The organism is Pseudohongiella sp. O18 (assembly GCF_021729085.1).
Taxonomy (GTDB): domain Bacteria; phylum Pseudomonadota; class Gammaproteobacteria; order Pseudomonadales; family Pseudohongiellaceae; genus Pseudohongiella.
The window spans coordinates 68438-86548 of sequence record NZ_JAJSAR010000001.1 but is presented as its reverse complement, the minus strand read 5'-3'; the positions used below and the strand labels follow the sequence as shown (position 1 = coordinate 86548).

13 protein-coding genes are annotated in these 18111 nt (G+C 54.7%); 5 read left to right on the top strand and 8 right to left on the bottom strand.

Translation table 11 applies throughout. The annotated features are described in order from the left end of the window. The first annotated feature begins 13 nt into the window (after positions 1-13). Positions 14-1360, top strand: coding sequence for an MFS transporter (locus LVD14_RS00395; RefSeq protein ID WP_237132049.1), 1347 nt, complete (start codon positions 14-16; stop codon positions 1358-1360). A gap of 4 nt (positions 1361-1364) precedes the next feature. Here LVD14_RS00395 and LVD14_RS00390 read toward each other — a convergent pair whose 3' ends face one another. Beyond that, a complete protein-coding gene (locus LVD14_RS00390) occupies positions 1365-1829 on the bottom strand; it encodes a CYTH domain-containing protein (RefSeq protein WP_237132048.1) in 465 nt (154 codons plus the stop codon). Positions 1830-1834: 5 nt separating this feature from the next. Next, positions 1835-2251, bottom strand: coding sequence for a hypothetical protein (locus tag LVD14_RS00385; RefSeq protein WP_237132047.1), 417 nt, complete (start codon positions 2249-2251; stop codon positions 1835-1837). Between the two features lie 162 nt (positions 2252-2413). Between LVD14_RS00385 and LVD14_RS00380 the strand changes: the two genes are divergently transcribed. Next, on the top strand, positions 2414-4336 hold the full coding sequence (locus LVD14_RS00380; RefSeq protein ID WP_237132046.1) for a hypothetical protein: 1923 nt from the start codon (positions 2414-2416) through the stop codon (positions 4334-4336). A gap of 41 nt (positions 4337-4377) precedes the next feature. Here LVD14_RS00380 and LVD14_RS00375 read toward each other — a convergent pair whose 3' ends face one another. Both LVD14_RS00375 and LVD14_RS00370 read right to left on the bottom strand, forming a co-directional pair. Next, positions 4378-4995: a glutathione S-transferase family protein gene (locus LVD14_RS00375; RefSeq protein WP_237133382.1), complete on the bottom strand. Its 618-nt coding sequence runs from the start codon at positions 4993-4995 to the stop codon at positions 4378-4380. Positions 4996-5088: 93 nt separating this feature from the next. After that, complete coding sequence (locus LVD14_RS00370; RefSeq protein WP_237132045.1) at positions 5089-7254, bottom strand: EAL domain-containing protein; 2166 nt, start codon at positions 7252-7254, stop codon at positions 5089-5091. 134 nt (positions 7255-7388) lie between these two features. On the opposite strand from LVD14_RS00370, the gene LVD14_RS00365 reads away from it, so the two are divergent. Continuing rightward, the gene (locus LVD14_RS00365) at positions 7389-8660 is read left to right on the top strand and encodes a Glu/Leu/Phe/Val family dehydrogenase (RefSeq protein WP_237132044.1); all 1272 of its coding nucleotides are present in this window, start codon (positions 7389-7391) and stop codon (positions 8658-8660) included. Here the strand turns inward: LVD14_RS00365 and LVD14_RS00360 are convergent. Then, entirely contained in the window at positions 8623-10488 is a 1866-nt protein-coding gene (locus LVD14_RS00360) for an ATP-binding protein (RefSeq protein WP_237132043.1), read from the bottom strand. The two genes, LVD14_RS00365 and LVD14_RS00360, sit on opposite strands and share 38 nt — an antisense overlap. Positions 10489-10653: 165 nt before the next feature. Between LVD14_RS00360 and LVD14_RS00355 the strand changes: the two genes are divergently transcribed. Continuing rightward, positions 10654-11307, top strand: a complete 654-nt coding sequence (locus LVD14_RS00355) for a response regulator (RefSeq protein WP_237132042.1) — start codon at positions 10654-10656, stop codon at positions 11305-11307. Here LVD14_RS00355 and LVD14_RS00350 read toward each other — a convergent pair. Beyond that, positions 11291-12565 carry a DEAD/DEAH box helicase gene (locus LVD14_RS00350; protein WP_237132041.1) on the bottom strand — a complete coding sequence of 425 codons (1275 nt, stop codon included), beginning with the start codon at positions 12563-12565 and terminating at the stop codon, positions 11291-11293. The two genes, LVD14_RS00355 and LVD14_RS00350, sit on opposite strands and share 17 nt — an antisense overlap. Before the next feature lie 205 nt (positions 12566-12770). On the opposite strand from LVD14_RS00350, the gene LVD14_RS00345 reads away from it, so the two are divergent. Beyond that, a complete protein-coding gene (locus tag LVD14_RS00345) occupies positions 12771-14903 on the top strand; it encodes a TonB-dependent receptor plug domain-containing protein (RefSeq protein ID WP_237132040.1) in 2133 nt (710 codons plus the stop codon). Between the two features lie 160 nt (positions 14904-15063). Here the strand turns inward: LVD14_RS00345 and LVD14_RS00340 are convergent, their stop codons facing one another. Together LVD14_RS00340 and LVD14_RS00335 are read right to left on the bottom strand one after the other, a co-directional pair. Then, positions 15064-17022, bottom strand: coding sequence for a NosR/NirI family protein (locus LVD14_RS00340; RefSeq protein WP_237132039.1), 1959 nt, complete (start codon positions 17020-17022; stop codon positions 15064-15066). A gap of 41 nt (positions 17023-17063) precedes the next feature. Next, positions 17064-18044 (bottom strand): calcium/sodium antiporter, encoded by a 981-nt coding sequence (locus tag LVD14_RS00335; protein WP_237132038.1) that lies wholly within the window; start codon positions 18042-18044, stop codon positions 17064-17066. Between the last annotated feature and the right edge of the window lie 67 nt (positions 18045-18111).

The following is an 18111-nucleotide window of genomic DNA, read 5'->3' as shown; positions in this document are numbered from 1 at the left end:
TATGCTCCGGGTCATGACTAAGAGCAACGATCAAAGAACGGCTGCTGGTGCCGAAGAAGACTGGAAAACCCTGTTGTATGAACGCCTCGCCGAAGATGATGAGGGGCGGGTGTGCAAGGATATCAGTGATGACGCCTGTCGCGAGACGCCAGGCAATTTTCTGGCCACTCTGCTGGCCAATACCTGCAGCAGCATTGCGGACAAGCTGGCCAGCGCCAAAACTACGCTACCCTGGTTGTTGATGCAGCTGGGTGCGCCGGCCTGGATCATCAGTCTGCTGGTGCCTATCCGTGAGTCCGGCTCCATGCTGCCGCAGATGCTCATTGGCGCTGTGGTCCGTCGACAGGCGGTGCGCAAATGGGTATGGGTGGCAGGTGGTTCGGTGCAGGGTTTCTCCCTGCTGCTGATGGTCTGGTGTGGTATGACGCTTGAAGGCCTGCAGGCCGGGCTGGCAGTTACCGGGCTGCTGATACTGTTCAGTCTGGCGCGTGGTGCCTGTTCGGTAGCCTACAAGGACGTGCTGGGCAAGACGATTCCCAAAACCCGTCGTGGTCGCCTGTCTGGCTGGATCAGCGCCATCGCAGGACTGGCAGCGTTTGCCGCCGGTCTGGCACTGGGTGCGTTTGGGCAGGGCGAGGCCGCTTCCGGCCTCTATCTTGATCTGTTGGCGGTGGCTGCCATGCTGTGGTTTCTGGCAATAGCCAGCTACGCACGAATAGTCGAATTTCCGGGCGCCACCGATGGGGGGGCGAATGGGTTTTCAGAAGCGTTTTCGAGTTTGTCCCTGTTGCGCGATGACGCACCCTTTCGCAAGTTTGTTATCGGTAGAGCCCTGGCCATGGGCTCCGGTCTGGTTGCGCCATTTTATGTGACGCTGGCCAGAGAGGATCTCGGTAGCGCCGCCTCATTACTTGGTATATTCATCGCCGCGGAGGGGCTGGCAGGGTTGGTAAGCTCGCCAGTGTGGGGGCGCTGGGCAGACCGTTCCAGTCGCCAGGTGTTTGCAGTTGCCTGCGGTCTGGCAGCGTTGACATCGCTGGCGGTAGCGGCCTGGTCGGTTGCAGGGCTGCCAAGTGAGGCCTCCCTATGGTTTTATCCACTGGCATTTTTTGTGCTGGGCATCGCGCATGCCGGGGTCCGGCTGGGGCGCAAAACCTATCTGGTCGACATGGCAGGCGGTAACAAGCGGACCGACTACGTGGCAGTCAGCAACTCGGTTATCGGTGTGTTGTTACTGTTGACCGGGCTGCTGGGGGCGCTGGCAGCTGTGATCTCGGTGCAGCTGACAATCGTTTCGCTGGCGATTGCCGGACTTCTGGGAGCGATTTTGAGTCTGCGCTGGCGTGAAGTGTCGGGTTGAGCCCCTATTGCTCCGGCAAAGGATTTAACGATAGTGCTGAGTTGGAGTATCTGGGGTCTGCCGATACTTCGCGGCCCAGCCACTCCGGTTTACTGAATCGGGCATTCTCTGATGTCAACTCCAGCTCTGCCAGCACCAGCCCCGCATTGGCACCTCGAAACTCGTCGACTTCCCAGCGATGCCCATCAAACAATACCCAGTGGCGTGTCTTGTCTATCAGCGGACCCTGGCACTGTTCCTTGAGCAGCTGTTCGGCGTCTGCCAGCGGTATTCGATATTCGAATTCGCTGCGGCTGATGCCGGTGGTGGGTCCCTTGATCGTCAGCCATGCCTCATCGTCAGCCCGTCGGACACGCACAGTGGTGGCTCCACGGCACAAATACCCCTGCTGGATAACGATCTGGCGGCAGCTGTGAGCGCGCCAGCTGTCGCTAACGACCAGAAATTTGCGCTCAATCTCTGTAGCCATATCCCTTACAGGGCCTGCTGCAGAAACTGTCGGATGTCGTTGATGCCAGAGGGCTGCGATAGCTGACTCTGAGCGTTGCCCTCAGCATCAAACAGTACCAGATCGCCGTCAGTGACCCCATGCTCAGCCGCAAAATTCTGTCCCGTCGGATTACCGGTATGGACGACCAGAAACACCATGTTTTGCTCGTAATCGGGGTAAATTTCCAGCATATGCTCTATCACACGGTCACCACCGACAAAATTTACCTCTCGCAGCATGACCAGGGCCGGGCGGCCCTGACCGACCTGGCTCAGATCGCTGGAAAACGCCGCTTTGGGCAATAACTGCCAAAGTATGGTCGCGACAACGACCAGGCAGGCGAGAGTGACCAGGACACGGACCAGGCGAGCGCGCGCAGAGGGCTGAGCAGAATTATTCATGTAACTGGCTCCTGAGAGTCATCAGATTTGTTGTTACTCAATACGGACTGCATTATAACCACACAGTAAGTCGGTTTATCAGGGCGATTGCATTGTTCGATGCACCAGAGTTGCTCATGTATACTGCCGACACGAACCAAGACCAGAAAATCGGGTGATCACTTGCTGAATCGATCAATTACAAATCTGCTGCGCTGGTCCTGGCGCAGAAAGCAGGTAAAGCAGGGTATCTCTCTGAATCGGGAAGATACCGAGCAACTGGATCAGATTGCCCGTAGTGTACGACGGGTGCGAATCTCCCGCAGCCTGCTGGGGCTGGCCTGGACGGCAGGTCCGGTGACTGCCCTGGGACTTTACGGCGGTTACTACATAGGCTTTGGTCAGGCACCGTCCAGACAGCAGTTAATCTATTTCGTCAGCTTCACGGTTCTGAGCGGGCTTATCGCGCTGATTGCCAAGATTGTCTATGACAGTACCTGGGGCGTCAGATCGGAGCAGGCACAGCGCTCTGTTGTTGAGGCAATCGATAAACTGGGTGACTTGATACTCTCGGTAAAAAACCTGGTAGTGGCCAGCTATGAGGGTGAGATACGTGAGCGAGAGGCAGCCATCCAGCTGCTGCAGCGCGTAGATCTGTCACCTGGTGGTGTGGCGATGGCGGCAGAACAACTGACCAGTGATCCGGCTTTCAGCCAGATGCTGGCGAACATCGACAATTTTCGCAGGGCCGGGCTTTTCTCGAGAATCCGCGATATTCATCGTGACTGGGATCAGCGGTTCGATATTCTGATCACGGAGCTGTCCACGACACTTCCGCAGGCGGTGGAGGTGCTCAGGCATCGATACCATGGTGATATTGCCACGCTGCGTCATGGTGTGCCACGCACCGAGCATTTCATCGCCAGGGTCCTGGCTGCAATCGAACAGGATAATCTGCTGTTGATTACCATGCAGGACGTGGAGTCGATGCTGGTGCTGGCATTCGAGCTGATCAATGGTCGCGAGATACCCACGCTGATATTCGATTACCGAGGCCGCTGGCGGCTGGCCGCGGCGCTTGACCGAATGGAGCGCAAGCGAAGTCGATACCGTATCGCGCAGGCGGCCGGCAGTAATCGTATTCGGAGCCTGGCTTCCTGGCTGGTTGAGGTTGACGTCATGAAATATGAGGACGTCCCCGAAGGAGTTGCAGCAAACCTGCTTACGGATCGCGTAATAGCGGCGCTGGATGACCTTGCCGATACCATGAAGCTGCTGGTCGAGAAGGTGAATGATGGTCAGGTCGAGTACCGTGCGCAATTGCGTGAGTACGCAGAGATCATGACTGCCGCATTGAGACTGTATCGCAACGCAAATGACTCGTTTCGTCGGATCGGTGAGCTGCACGCTGAATTTCTGCTTGCAGCGGAAGATTGGAACCGTATGCTGGATTCGGTCGAGCTGGATACCGCTGAGCTGCGTATTGGGCCGCGCGGTCGCGGTGTGCATATTCTGGAGAAAGTAATTCGACTGGATGACGAAGAGCGCAAGGAGGTCTGTCAGCACCTGGTGCGTTACATGCGTCATCAGCACCTGGAGTCACACGAAACCAAGGGACTGTTTAAACGCCGGGCGGAGCGGGACAACCCACTTACATTCGATTCAGCACGTCAGCTTGCAATCGAAGTTGCTCTTGCTCTTGAACCACACATCCATCTTTCGTATCCGGAAGTTCAGCGTGGCATCAGTGCGACTCTTGCTTCTTATCTGGGTGGGCTGGAGCCAGGGATGAGCGCTCAGGATAAAAAGCTTCTGGGTGAGTCCATGGCTCAGGATGTTGAAGAGGATATGAGTCAGGCGGCTGAATACCTGGCCGTTGCATTGGTACGCCACTACCGCGTCAGTCTCAGCGATGAAGCGCGCAGGTTTCTTTATGAAACCTATGGTGCACGTGAATCAGTGCTGGATATCCTGGTTCAGTACCAACAGACCGACAATCCGCCTTCACAAAGCCTGCTGACGGTGCGACCTACCGCGGTGCCCAATGCACATCGCCGATGGTATCGCAGCCTTGTACTGGCGCGTCGTCTGGTCGGCGACGAGTGAGCGTTATCGCTGCTAACTCTCACTGCGTCTTCGACTGACACTCATGCTGATACAGATGGGCGTTCATACAGACGTTCATGCCAGGCGCGCAGGTTCTGCTGCTCTGGAGTTATACGTTGCTGAATCGCTTTGTTGAAGTCCAGCGCACACAGCGCATTGATGTCGGCCGCTGTAAACTCATCGCCGCAAAGATATCGAGAGTCGCTCAGTGACCTGTCAAGGAAATCAAAAAAGCGCGCTGCCTGGCGCTTGCATTCTTCACCCCATTCAGGGTACGGCGTCATGCGATCCTTGAAGAAGCCAGTCGTATGCTGAAACGCCATCCCGGTAGGCATCATGAAGTAGAAGTCGATCCAGCGTAGCCACTGCTCTACATGTGCTTTTTCCAGAGCCGTTGTACCCAAAAGCCTGGGCGTATCGGGGAATGCTTCCTCGACGTAGCGGCAGATGGCCATCGTTTCTGCGATACAGGTACCGTCCTCCAGTTCCAGCACCGGAACTTTTTTTAATGGATTGCGAGCGGCGTATTCGCGGGTCAGGTTGTCACCCTTCTGCAGATCCACTTCGATCAATTCGACCTGATCAAGCAGACCTTTTTCTGCCAGAAAAATCCGCACTCGGCGGGGATTGGGTGCAACGCGGGTTTCGTAAAGTTTCATCATGATGGCTGACCTGTTTATGTCGCTGATAGCTTGTATTTTTGTGATTCTGAGTTTGGCACAGCAATGGCGTCGAAACCAGATGTGTCAGTGTCAGACTGCTTCGTTGTGGGCATGCATACGTTGACTCGCGCGTGCGACCACCTGTTGCATGTTGTCGTCTGGCTCCAGCATTGTCCATCCGACCTGATAACGAATCGGGATGCGATGATAGAGGCTTTGCGCCGCGTGATGGAAGCGACTCAGAACCTTCTCCGGGCCGGGTGGTGCAGTATCAATCAGTAAGACAACAAAATCATCATCGCCGTAGCGCGCGCTCAGATCCGAACCCCGGAAAACCCTGCCAAGCAATTGGCCGAATTCGCGCAGAGCACGGTCGCCTGCCGCCGGTCCATGCTCCTGATTAAACCGCTTCAGATCGATCAGATCAATAAGGAATAGGCAGGCACGCAGGCCAGATCGTTTGCATATGTTGATCACATCGTCACAGCGCGCATCGAATCCGCGGCGGTTGAGCAGGCGCGTCATCGGGTCTATATGAGCCAGATAGTCTCCTGCCAATTCACTCTCTATCATCACGCTCATATTCTTGAGCAGCATGCGACCGTCGTCATCGAGCGTTCTAGGCTGTTCAGCAATCAGACACAGTGTGCCAAGCCGACTGCCCATGCCTGCGCGGACCGGGCTTCCTGCGTAGAAGCGTATATGCGGTGTTCCGGTAACCAGGGGATTATTCTGAAACCGGGTATCAAGCCAGGTGTCTTCGACCACCATGACCTGATCATTCTGAATGGCATGACTGCAAAAGGAGTATTCGCGCGGGGTCTCCCGCACGTCAGTGCCGGTGTGGGATTTAAACCACTGCCGGTTCTCGTCTACCAGGCTGAACAGGCCGACAGGAACATTGAACAGACGAGTCGCCAGACGGGTTATGCGGTCAAAGCGTTCATCAGTTGGAGTGTCAAGCAGCCCCAGGCTGTGAAGCACTCTGAGTCGGTGTTGTTCGTCATCCCTGTGCTGGCTTCTTAACCATTCATGTATGCCCTGGGCGTCCAGCGGTTCCTTGATGGCATATCCCTGCGCAAGATCGCAGCCGATGCTGCGCAGATATTCCAGTGTTTCGAAACTCTCGATGCCCTCGGCTGCAGTATAAAGACCCAGACCGTGCCCAAGGTCGATGATGGCTTTGACAACGGTTCGTGACTCTTTGTATTTCGAGAGAGTGGTCACAAAAGATCTGTCAATTTTGATCTCGGAAAAAGGTAACCGTGCCAGCTGTACCATGGAGGAGTAGCCAGTACCGAAATCGTCAATCGATAATTGAAACCCTTTCATGCGCAGGCGAGTTAAAACATCAAGCGCCGTCACCGGGTCTTCTGTCGCGCAGCTCTCGGTCAATTCGAATATCAGCCGCTGCGGCGCAATTCCTGTCGCGTAACATAGATCTTCAAGAGTTTCGAACAGGTTAAGGTTGCTCAGCGATCGATTGGAAATGTTGATTGCCAGAGAAACCTCGTTCAGTCTGCGCACCAGGTACTGGTGCTCGGGGAGCACAAAAAACTGGTCGGGCAAAGCAGCCAGCCAGCTGAGCGCCTCGGCAACGACATACTCGGTTAGCGGATCGATCAGACCGCTCTCCTCCGCCAGGGGAATGAATGTGTCGGGTGGGATCAGTCCATGCTCAGCGTGGCGCCATCTCGCGAGAGCTTCAAAGCCTGCCAGCAGACGGGTTCGGCAATTGATCTTGGGTTGATAGGCGACGTGGATTTCCCTGTTTTGCAAGGCAAGCATCAGCTCCTCTTTGCTAGGAATATATGGCGCCTTCTCGGTTTGTTGGACAGGTGCAGCGTCAGTAGATGCGGCTGGCAAGTTCCGTCGCAAAATTCCCCTCAGCTTGGCCGGTGAGAATGGTTTGGCCAGCACGCCCAGTAACTTGAGTCCGTGTTCGCTTGCCGAGCGGGCTGCGGCGTCAAGTACGCGTCCACCCACACCGCTGGAGATGATGATCCCAGCCTCACAGTCGAGTTTTGCCAGTTCGATAAGCACCTGCACGCCATCCATTCGTGGCATGATGAGGTCTATAGCGATGAAGTCAGGCTGCCAGCTCTGCACCAGCCTGAAAAACTCATCGGGCATGTCCGTGAATTGCGCCTCAATACCTGCAATGCGAGCCATATTGAGAATGGTTTGCCCGGTCAGCGCATCATCGTCGAGAATCAACAGGCGTTCGGGTTTTTCGGCAGGTGTGGTAGGCAACATCGTAGAGGCCGCTGTACTTGCACGGAATTTATTATGATCCAATCATTGTAGCAGCACGTTAACACAGATAGTAAATCGTCTCACAATAGTGAGACGTTGTTCGCAATTTCACTACAGCTGAAGGGGAAACAAGTATGTCTGAGACATTGCAAGGAGCTATCAGTCAACTTCACAAAGCAGCCAAGTACACCGAAGTTCCAGACGAGATCCTGGACATCCTGCAGTTCCCGGCAGAAGTCCTCAGTTCACGTCTTACCATTCGTATGGATAATGGCGCCCGCCGCTCCTTCCAGGCCTGGCGCTGTCGTTACGACGGCTCGCGGGGGCCAACCAAGGGCGGTATCAGGTTTCATCCTGATGCCAACATGGACGAGGTAGTGAGTCTGGCGTTCTGGATGACATTCAAATGTGCCGTAATCGGTGTCCCTTATGGTGGTGCCAAGGGCGCAGTTAAAGTGGATACCCGGGAGCTTTCCAAGGCCGAGCTGGAACGCCTGTCACGCGCCTATGTACATGCCTTCGCGGGTCTTATCGGACCGGACCGGGATATCCCGGCTCCTGATATGTATACCAACCCCATGGTCATGGGCTGGATGATGGATGAGTACTGCTCGCTGGTGGGGCAGCATGTGCCCGGGGTGATTACTGGCAAACCTCTGGCCATAGGCGGCTCTCAGGGACGCAGCATCGCAACGGCTCTTGGTGGTTTCTACGTGCTGCAGCAGCTTTTGAAATCCCTCGATCTCGACAAGTGCGAAAAGCGGGTTGTGATCCAGGGTTTCGGAAATGCCGGGGCTACGATGGCGGAGATGCTTCATAAAGACGGCTGGAAAATTGTGGCAGTATCAGATTCGTCGGGCGGTATCTATTGCAAAGAGGGACTGGACCCGGTCGCGCTGGCCGAGCGCAAACGCAAGAAAGGATCGGTTCGTGACTACGATAAATCTTGCGGCGGTGGCAAGATTGAGTCGATTGAGCGCGATGAGATGTTCGAGTGTGACTGTGACCTGATCATACCTGCGGCGCTCGAGTCCCAGATTACCCGTGACAATGCTTCGGCAATCAAGGCCCGCGTGATTCTGGAGCTGGCAAACGGGCCTGTGACCTCGGATGCCGATGAGATTTTGCAGAAAAATGATGTAATAGTCGTGCCGGATATTTTGGCTAACGCGGGCGGTGTTACTGTGTCATATTTTGAATGGGTACAGAACAAGCAAGGCTATTACTGGATCGAGCAGGAAGTATACGACCGCTTGAAACCAATGATGGAGACCGAGAGTCAGGCGGTTTGGGATCTCGCTGAATCCAAGAAAATTACCCTGCGTACTGCGGCGTATGTTCTGGGTCTGGAGCGGCTTGTTGATGCCATCAAAGCGGTGGGGACTCAGGCATACTTTTGTCCATAAGCTGACTCAGCTCATGCAGCACCAGTCGCGTCCGGGTGCCGTGTGGCGTGCTCTGCCAGTCGATCTGCGCGTCGATTTCGACTGCCCTGGCGCGCAGGTTACTCAGGCCATTGCCCTCACTGCGTGACGTCATGTTGTTGGCGCCAAATCCAACGCCATCATCCGTGATACTGATAACCAGTGAGTCATCGGATATATCAATATCGATTTTCACAGCATGTGCCTGGGCATGACGAATAATATTGCTGACCAGTTCCTTCATGATGCGATTGATATTGAATGCCACCAGCGATGGCAGCATGAGCGCCGGCATCAGGTTTGGTTGGTGCCAGTCAACGAGGTGCCCGGCACCCTGCAATCGGAGCGCTGACTCCTCGTTGATGTCATGCAGCATGTCCTCCAGCAGTTGATCAGGAGTGTTCGCTCTGGAAACCGCCTGGCGAAGGCTTTCCAGAGTGGATCGTGCCATGTTGCCTACTTTTTGATCGTCGCTGGCATGGATCATTGACAGCAGACGGGAGCCGACATCATCGTGAAGGTCACGATAGATTTTCTGGCGCTCCTGTTCGGTTGCCTGCTTCATCTCCAGCAACCTGCGCTCTTCAAAACTCTTGGCGATTATCTGACGACTGACTTCGACTTTATTTTCGAGTTCACGATTCAAAGATTCCGCAACCTTCAGTGCCTGTGTGAACCGATGTAACAACACTGCGGCAAAGATCAATAACAGCACTGGTATGCCGAAGTGCGCGTAGACCAATGTCCCATCCCAGCCGGAGCCGCCCTCAAAAAACATCTGAAAGGCATTGGTGAGAAAGAGCATTATCTGGCCAACGATGGCGACAGACAGGATGACCGCCTCTGGCTCGCGCCGGCGCCACGCAATAACTGAGACACGTCCGATCAAAATGAGCAGTACTGTCACACCGACCAGGTGCGCCAGGTAAGCGCTGTACCAGAACAGCTGCGCTGGCATCAGAGCATGCGCAATACAGGCTGCCAATGTCCATGCGAAAAACAGGCGTTCACGAGCAGGTCGTCTGGCACGCGCAAGTCTTCCAATAAAGCCATAGAGGAAAAAGATGGTCAGGTCCATGGCCGAATGCACAACCGGCAGCCAGATGTCATAGCTAAGCGGATTGTAGAGAATCACGGTATGAGCAGCGCCAGTTGCCCAGGCAAAACATATGCCGCTAAACCACAGGTAAACCGTATCAGACCGGCGTATCACCCACAGGCCCAGAGTAAACAACCCCATCGAGAAAGCAAACGCCAGCAATATGCGGTTGATATCGACCTGTTGAAACAGGCGCTGTTCCTGAATCTGCTGTAGCTCGGCTTTATTACCCAACAGAGGCGGTGCCAGCAAGCCGCCCCATTCCGAAACATTCAAGCGGATCAAAACCTCGTTGGCTCCCGGCAGCCACTGGTCATCGTCAATGTTGGCAAGTAGAGGCCGGTTCCATGCTGTTGTAAGCCTGCCTTCGCGATAGGCATTGCCAGCTATTTCAACTCGATTGAAATATACAGTTAAAGAATGATTGTATCGCCACAATAGCAGGCTGATGTTGGGGCTTTGTGTCGGTCGTTCGATCCGGAAACGCAGCCAGATGGCACCTTCCTCTACCGCCTGTTGCCAAACATCAGGCTCGACATCAATGCCCCTGAATGGCAGTCGGGTCGGCTGCCAGTCGGCACTGACCGGTGGCAGCCCAGCGCCGGAGAACACCAGCTGGCTGGCACTTTCCAGTTCAGTGATATCATCTGTCTGTGGCCAACCGGCAGCGGCCGCTAGCAACAACACCCAAAAAGTCGCGATTCTCAACACGTGTCAGTGAATCCTGGTAGCCGGTTTTGGTCTGGACGCTGCGAGGTGCGCCGCAGGTATTCAAGGTATCTGTTCGCGTCCCCCTCATTGTGGGGTATACAACCGTCAGGTCATTGTCTACAGTCGGCACGGAAAAGCAATGCTTGAGACCAAGGAAAACGCAACATGTGGTCGTCAGAACACGCCCGCGCACTGGTAGTTGAAGACAATGCCGAGACTCGGGCCTGGCTGGTTTCGTGCGTCAATTCGGCATTTCCCGAGCTGCAGGTGGTCGATGCGGCCAACCTTGCATCCGCCATGGAGCTTGTTTCGACGGGACAGTTTGATCTGGCGCTGGTGGATCTTGGCCTGCCTGACGGCAGTGGAATGGATGTCGTACGGGCTTTGCAGCAGGCGTCTGGTGCCTGCTATGTCGTGGTGGCGACGATCTATGACGACGACAAAAACCTTTTCTCTGCGCTCAAGGCAGGTGCCAGGGGCTATATCCTGAAGGATCAGGATCGAGCCCGGATTGTCAGCTATCTGCAGGGCATCAAGAAGAATCAACCGCCACTGTCGCCAGCCTCTTCACAGCGACTGATTCAGCACTTCAACAGCAAAGGCGATGCGCTGCAGGATGCCAGACTCACGCCGCGAGAAACGGATGTGCTTTGCTTGATTGGCAAAGGTTACAGCGTGGATGACAGCGCGCAGATGCTCGCGCTGTCGTCCGATACCGTGAAGGGATACATCAAGAGTATTTATGCCAAACTTGGTGTATCCAACCGCTCAGAAGCAACCCTTGAGGCTATCCGGCTCGGTATTATCGACGCCGATTGACCGGACGGTCCGCATCAAAACGTGAATTTTCAGACGACTGACGGCCAGGGCGAGACTGGGGGCGTCTTCGCCTTGCTGCCGGTGCTTTTCGAGCCGGTTTGTCTTCGGCCGCCACCGCTGGTCTCGCGCTGGGCTCAAAACCAGGGATGACAGTGCGAGGCAATGAGCGCTTCAGGACTTTCTCGATGGCCTTGATCTGCTTGGTCTGGTCTTCTGACAGCAGTGATATGGCCTCACCGTCCGAGCCTGCGCGGGCAGTTCGACCGATCCGGTGGACATAGTCTTCTGGAACATCGGGCAGGTCATAGTTGATCACATGTGGCAGTTGTTCAATATCAATACCGCGGGCCGCGATGTCGGTTGCGACCAGTACCTGCAGGCCACCATTTTTGAATAACTCCAGTACACGAGTCCGTTGCGCCTGGCTTTTATTGCCATGGATGGCTGCAGCGTCAATACCATCGCCTTCAAGCATTTTGACCAGTTTATTGGCGCCATGTTTGGTACGGCTGAAAACCAGTACCTGATACCAGTTATTGCTGCTGATCAGGTGGCTGAGCAGTGCTGTTTTACGGGACTTGTCGACCGGATGAATACGTTGGTCAACGCGGTCTGCAGTAGCATTGGCAGGTGCCACATTGATTTCCACAGGCTGATTCAACAAGCCTTTGGCCAGTGCCTGAATTTCAGTCGAGAAAGTTGCCGAGAACAACAGGTTCTGCCGTTTCTTTGGCAGCAGCGCGAGGATTTTTTTAATGTCCCGGATGAACCCCATATCCAGCATCCGGTCGGCTTCGTCCAGTACCAGTATTTCCAGCTGATCAAAGCTGACTGCATTTTGCTGGTGCAGGTCCAGCAGGCGCCCGGGTGTCGCAACCAGAATGTCCAGGCCGCCGCGCAGAATACTGATCTGCGGGTTTATTTTGACGCCGCCAAACACCACCGCGCTTCGCGTGCGCTCATATTTGCCATAGGTCTTGATGCTGTCGTGAACCTGGGCGGCCAGTTCTCGTGTCGGTGTCAAAACCAGTGCCCGAATGCGTGTTCGTCCAACAGTTTCTCCGCCACTCAGACGCTGGATAATTGGCAGCGTAAACCCTGCGGTTTTTCCAGTGCCGGTCTGGGCCGAGGCCAATAGATCGTGGCCCTGCAATACCGCCGGAATGGCTTTTTCCTGAATGGGAGTAGGTTGGGTGTACTGTTGTTCGGCAACAGCCTTCAAAAGTGCCTGAGACAGGCCAAGGTCATTAAAAGTCATTAAATATCCGGGAATTAGGAAGCTCAGGACTTGAGCATCAATCGAGTCAGGCAATGATTGCCCGCTGTGCAGTTAAATCGACGATCGAAGATTGTAACACATTGGCGCAACTTGCCGATACAAATTGATTGCCAGAGGCAGCCATATTGCTTAAGTTACCGGGTTTTTAACCAACCAATAACTAAAAAATAATGAGATAGTAATAATGCGTTTTTCTGTATTCCCCCGCGTCGTACTCACCCTCACGCTGGCTGCAGCACCTGTGTTGCTGCAGGCTCAGGAGACCAGCGCTGAAGATTCCACGGTAGTCTACACATCAGAGTATTTTGCTCAGTGGGCTCCAGTAACCGCTCAGGATATGATCAATCGTATTCCAGGAATCGGGTCACCGACAGGCGGTAACTTTGCCAATAACAACTCTGGCCGTGGCCTGGGTGGTGGCGGAGGCAATCAGATTCTCATTAACGGCAAACGCGTGGCAGGCAAGAGCAACGAGGCCAACAGCCAGTTGCAACGTATTTCTGCCGACAAAGTACAGCATATCGAACTGATACGTGGTACCTCCGCCGAGCTGGATGTGCGTGGCGACCAGATCCTGAATATTGTCCTGACAGAAGCATTGTCGAGTCGCAGCTATGCGTACGAAATCAACACTGATCGTTACATGGATAACCATGTCCAGCCGGGTGGCAAGTTCTCTGTCAACGGCACACAGGGTGGGCTGAATTATCTGTTAAGCGCTGAGGCAGAGCCGCGCCACGATTATCGTCCCAGCCGCGAATCAAGTATTCTTGGCGACTTCACACCAAACGACCGGATTGTCGAAGAACGTACACGCGATCAGTATACCTATACCTACGCGGCTAACCTGGCGTACGACATCAACGCCGACAGCAGCGCTCGCCTCAACATGCTGTATTCCGACTTCGATAATACCCTGGAAGTTGATCGTTCAATTACCGATTTGACTGTCAATCCACCGCAGACAAATCTGCAGCGGGAAGAGACGCCCGGCGAGAACAATAACTGGGAAATAGGCGGAGACTATGAACTACGTCTTGCCAACGACCATCGTTTCAAGATTCTTTTTATTACCAACCAGCGCAATGAGTTCAGTGAACGTGAGCGATTCCAGGTAGCTGCTGATGGCTCCGAGCAGAAAGATCTTTACGTAAGCTCGGACTCCACTCTGGAAGAGAAGATTGTCCGTACCTCGTATTCGCTTGGCGTTGCTGAAACACAGGATGTTGAGTTTGGTGTCGAGCGCGCTCAGACAACTCTGGACTCTCTGCTCAAACTTGGTGTTGCTGGCTCAGGTGCCGGGTCGCCCAGTCATGGTGGATTGACGCCAGTCGCAGTGAGCAATGCCGACTCTATGGTTGAAGAGATCCGTTACGAACCTTTCGTTGTTCATAACTGGCAGATCAGTCCGCGCATGTCGCTGGAAACCTCTGTTATCTATGAAGCCTCTGAGATAACCCAGACTGGTGATGTAAATAACCAGCGTGATTTCAGCTTTGTCAAACCCAAGCTGGACTGGCGTTTCGACATCATGCCGGGCATGCAGCTGCGTGCTTCGGCTACTAAAGCGGTGCGGCAGCTTAGCTTTTCGGACTTTGTTGCTTCCAGTGACACTCGCGATGATGATGCTAACACCATGGCCGGAAATGCCAACCTGCGTCAGGAGCAGGTGTGGAATTTCAACGTCGGCGGTGAATACCGTCTGCCCAATGACCTCGGCGTAATTGATGGCAGCGTTTTCTACATGGAGCACTACGACGTCATTGAGCGTGTTGACGTGACACGTCAGGGTGGTTCCCTGCAGTCCGCCAATGGCAACATCGGTGACGGCGAAATGTGGGGTATGGAGCTGAACGCCAGTATCCGTATGGCCATGATCAACATGCCAAATCTGATGATCACCAGCCGGTTCAATGTCAAGGATTCGGAGATTACCGATCCGTTCCTGGGCATCACCCGTCGCTTCCAGGACTATGATCGAGGTCGATTCCAGCTTGGATTCCGTCATGACATCCCGGAGTGGCGCATGAATTACGGCCTGAACTGGAACAATCGTCTCGATGGCAATATCAAGCGCTATGATATCGACAATATCGAGTCGGTTTATGGTGATCCGAACGTTACCGCATTCCTGGAGTTTGTCACAGCCAGCAATATTCGAATCCGCTTCGACGCGCGCAATGCAACCAACAATGACCAGTGTCGCATTCGTACCCGTTATGATGGACGCATCAGCACTGGCAGCATCCGCGAGATTGAGAACTATTGTTTTGAGGCTGCGCGAGTTGTATCAATCAAGATCAACGGTACGTTCTGACCGGAGCTGACCATCGATCTGAACAGACCTGACCTAAGAAAAACGCCCCCGGATGGCTGAATCATCCGGGGGCGTTTTGTTTTGGCTCGTGCAGTATGAGCTGTGAGTCGCCTTGCGAATCACCGTCTATCGATCAGATCCTCGGCACAGGCGTTGCTGCTCAGCCGCGTGCTATCACGCCACGCAGCTGCAGCGACTCAACTGAGTGCCGGCATACCCCTGCGCGTTGAATCAGTTTTGCTTCACAAACGTCACAGCGCACGCACTCCTTGAAATCGATTGCCTCCCTGCGGATCGCTCCGGTTGGACAGCTGTGTTCGCAGACTTTGCAGGCTGTGCATTGCGGGACGCGTTTGATGCGTTTCAGGCTGATCAGTGAAAGCACACCGAGTGCGGCGCCCAGCGGGCATACGTAGCGGCAGTAAAAGCGCTTGATCACAACTGAGGCCAACAGGATGGCAATCAGGATCGCCCACAATACCAGTGAGGTGCTGTAGAAAAAGAGTGTGCCGAAGGGTTCAAAGTACTGAAAAATGCTGACGCTGCCCTGCACGATAGCCATCACCACGATAAGGCCAAGGAATGCATATTTCAGATAGATCGCTTTGTCATGGATGTGTGCAGGTACGGTAATCTGCCAGCGCTTTGGGCTCAAGCGGGTAATAAAATCCTGTAAAGCACCGAATGGGCAGACCGTCGAACAGAAGATGCGCCCCCATATCAGCGTTGTGATCAGCGTAAACAGGACCATGATCAGCAAAGGCGTATCGCTGAGAATCATCGATGGACCAAGGTTGATGGTATTGGTGATATGCGAGACTGACAGAAATCCGCCGGTAACAAAGCCAAGATAAACCAGGGTTGCAGACAGCGTGACCCAGCGCAGTTTTGCACTTTTCCGCCAGAAGGTGAGCGTGACCAGGCTGAGTATGGCGATCAATCCGGCAACCCGTACCCAGTTGGTATCACTGCCCGAGTCTGCTGCCAACTGCGCGTTCGGGTCAGGCACTTCCTGCCCCAGCGCCAGATTGCGCTGAACGCCCAGAATCTCGACGTCTGCACTGGCAGGAGGCTGTCCATTCTCCGGATCGTAGTAGACAGTAAACGGTTGGCTGAAATCCATCGCTGGATCCAGCACCATGGCAACCGCAAACGTGCCGTTCTCCATCTCCGCAATTTTGCCGGCGTTCGCACTGCCGGCATAGACCGTGCGCAGTCGCGGCATCGGATAAACGGTATCTCCCTGCGTGATGGATAAACGCTCCTGACGGAAGGGATCGGATGCATTGCCCGCTATGCCCACCAGAAACAGCCGGCCGTCGTCAAAGCGGGCGCTGGCGGCGCGCTCTGCAGTCGAGTAGGCATCCAGCCCGACAAGAATTTCACCCAGCACTTCATTGCCCATATAGGTCATCGACAAGGTCAGTTGTGTGCCATCGGGGTAATCGTGCTTAAGCTGTCTGATCAGGCCTGTGTCGAGCATGTCCTGCCAGCTCAGCGGTTCGAGAATGGTGCGCACTCGCTCGGCGTCATCGGCTTGGGCAGTCACACCACTGTCGGGTAGGTAAACGGCGGCCACACGTCGCGCCGCGTTGTATACGCCGCGGGTGGTTGCCCAGCTAGTGATGGTTGCCCGGGAAACGCCGTCGATGTCCCGCCCCACGCGGAAGTCGTCACTAAGTGGTTTCTGGCGGAATTGACCATGGAAAACCGGCCCTCCCATAAAGTCACCACGACTTGAGCGAAATGATTCGTGGTAGTCGAGAACCTTGATAGCGGTCACTGTGGCCGAGTTGTCCAGACCCACCAGCACCTCAATCGGCGCGCTGAAGCCGATCTCCTCAGGTGGCAGGTCGGATGTCTGGAAGACATAACCAAGCACAGGCGGCGGCTCGGAACCCTGGGAGGTGCCATAAGCGGTGAACACGGGTGGTTCACCTGCTTTTGCGCTAAAGCTGCTGGCAGCCGGGAATACCTGTCTTAGCAGCTCCTCATCTACCTGAGTGGTAAAGGGTGTTTGAGCCAGAGCGGTATGATTCAAAAGCGAACTGATGACTATCAGGCAGGTCGCCAGGAAGGGTCGCAGGAGAGATCCTGGCGACAGGATATGAAGTGTCATGTTTTATTATTGTTCCCGGATCAAAAGGACCACACACCGCGTCAGGCAAATGCTGTCCGGACCAGCCAGGCGGTGTACATCAGATAAACCGCCACAAGAATAGCGCCTTCCCATCGATTGATACAACCCTGACGGCGCTTGAAACCGAAACCGAATACGAACAGTGACAGGGTGAGTCCTACCATGACCAGCATGTCACGCGTCAGCACCTCGTGACCCACCGCCATTGGGTGGATGGCACCGGCAATACCCACCACCGCAAGCGTGTTAAACAGGTTGGATCCGAGGATGTTGCCAACGGCCATGTCATGTTCGCCTTTACGAGCGGCGATGATGGATGAGGCCAGTTCGGGCAGTGAGGTACCCACGGCGATTATCGTCAGGCCGATGATGAGGTCGCTGACACCAAGACTCTGCGCGATTGTTACCGCACCCCAGACCAGCAGTCGGGAGCTGGCAATCAGCAGTATGAGTCCAACAACAACCCAGATGATGGCCGTTTTGAGCGGCATCGGGTGGGCAGTGGCCTCGCTGACGTCATCCGCCCAGGCATCGTGAACCGGGCGTTTTTGATCCTTCATGCCCTGAATGATGGTGAGCGCCATCAAAACGGCAAACAGCACCAGCAGGATGATTGCGTCAATGCGGCTGATATTGTCATCAAGCATCAGCACAGCAGACAGCAGGGTCACGATGGTCAACAGAGGCAGTGTGCGGCGCAGGACCTGCGAATCTACAGCAATCGGTGCCAGCACTGCGGTGATGCCCAGAATCAGACCGATGTTGGTGATATTAGAGCCGTAGGCGTTACCCAGTGCGATACCCGGATTACCTTGCGATGAGGCAAGCGCGGAGACCACCATTTCTGGGGCTGAGGTACCGAATCCGATAATGACGATACCGATAAGCAGGGCGGGCACGTTGAAATGTCTGGCTGCACTGGCGGCGCCATCAACAAAGCGGTCTGCACTCCAGACCAGCACCAGCAAACCGGAAACAACTGCAACAACGGGTAACAACATAGCGCTCTAACCTGGCAAAACAATCCAGAAAACTGAACCTTGCAGTGTATGCTGAAAGGACGCTGGC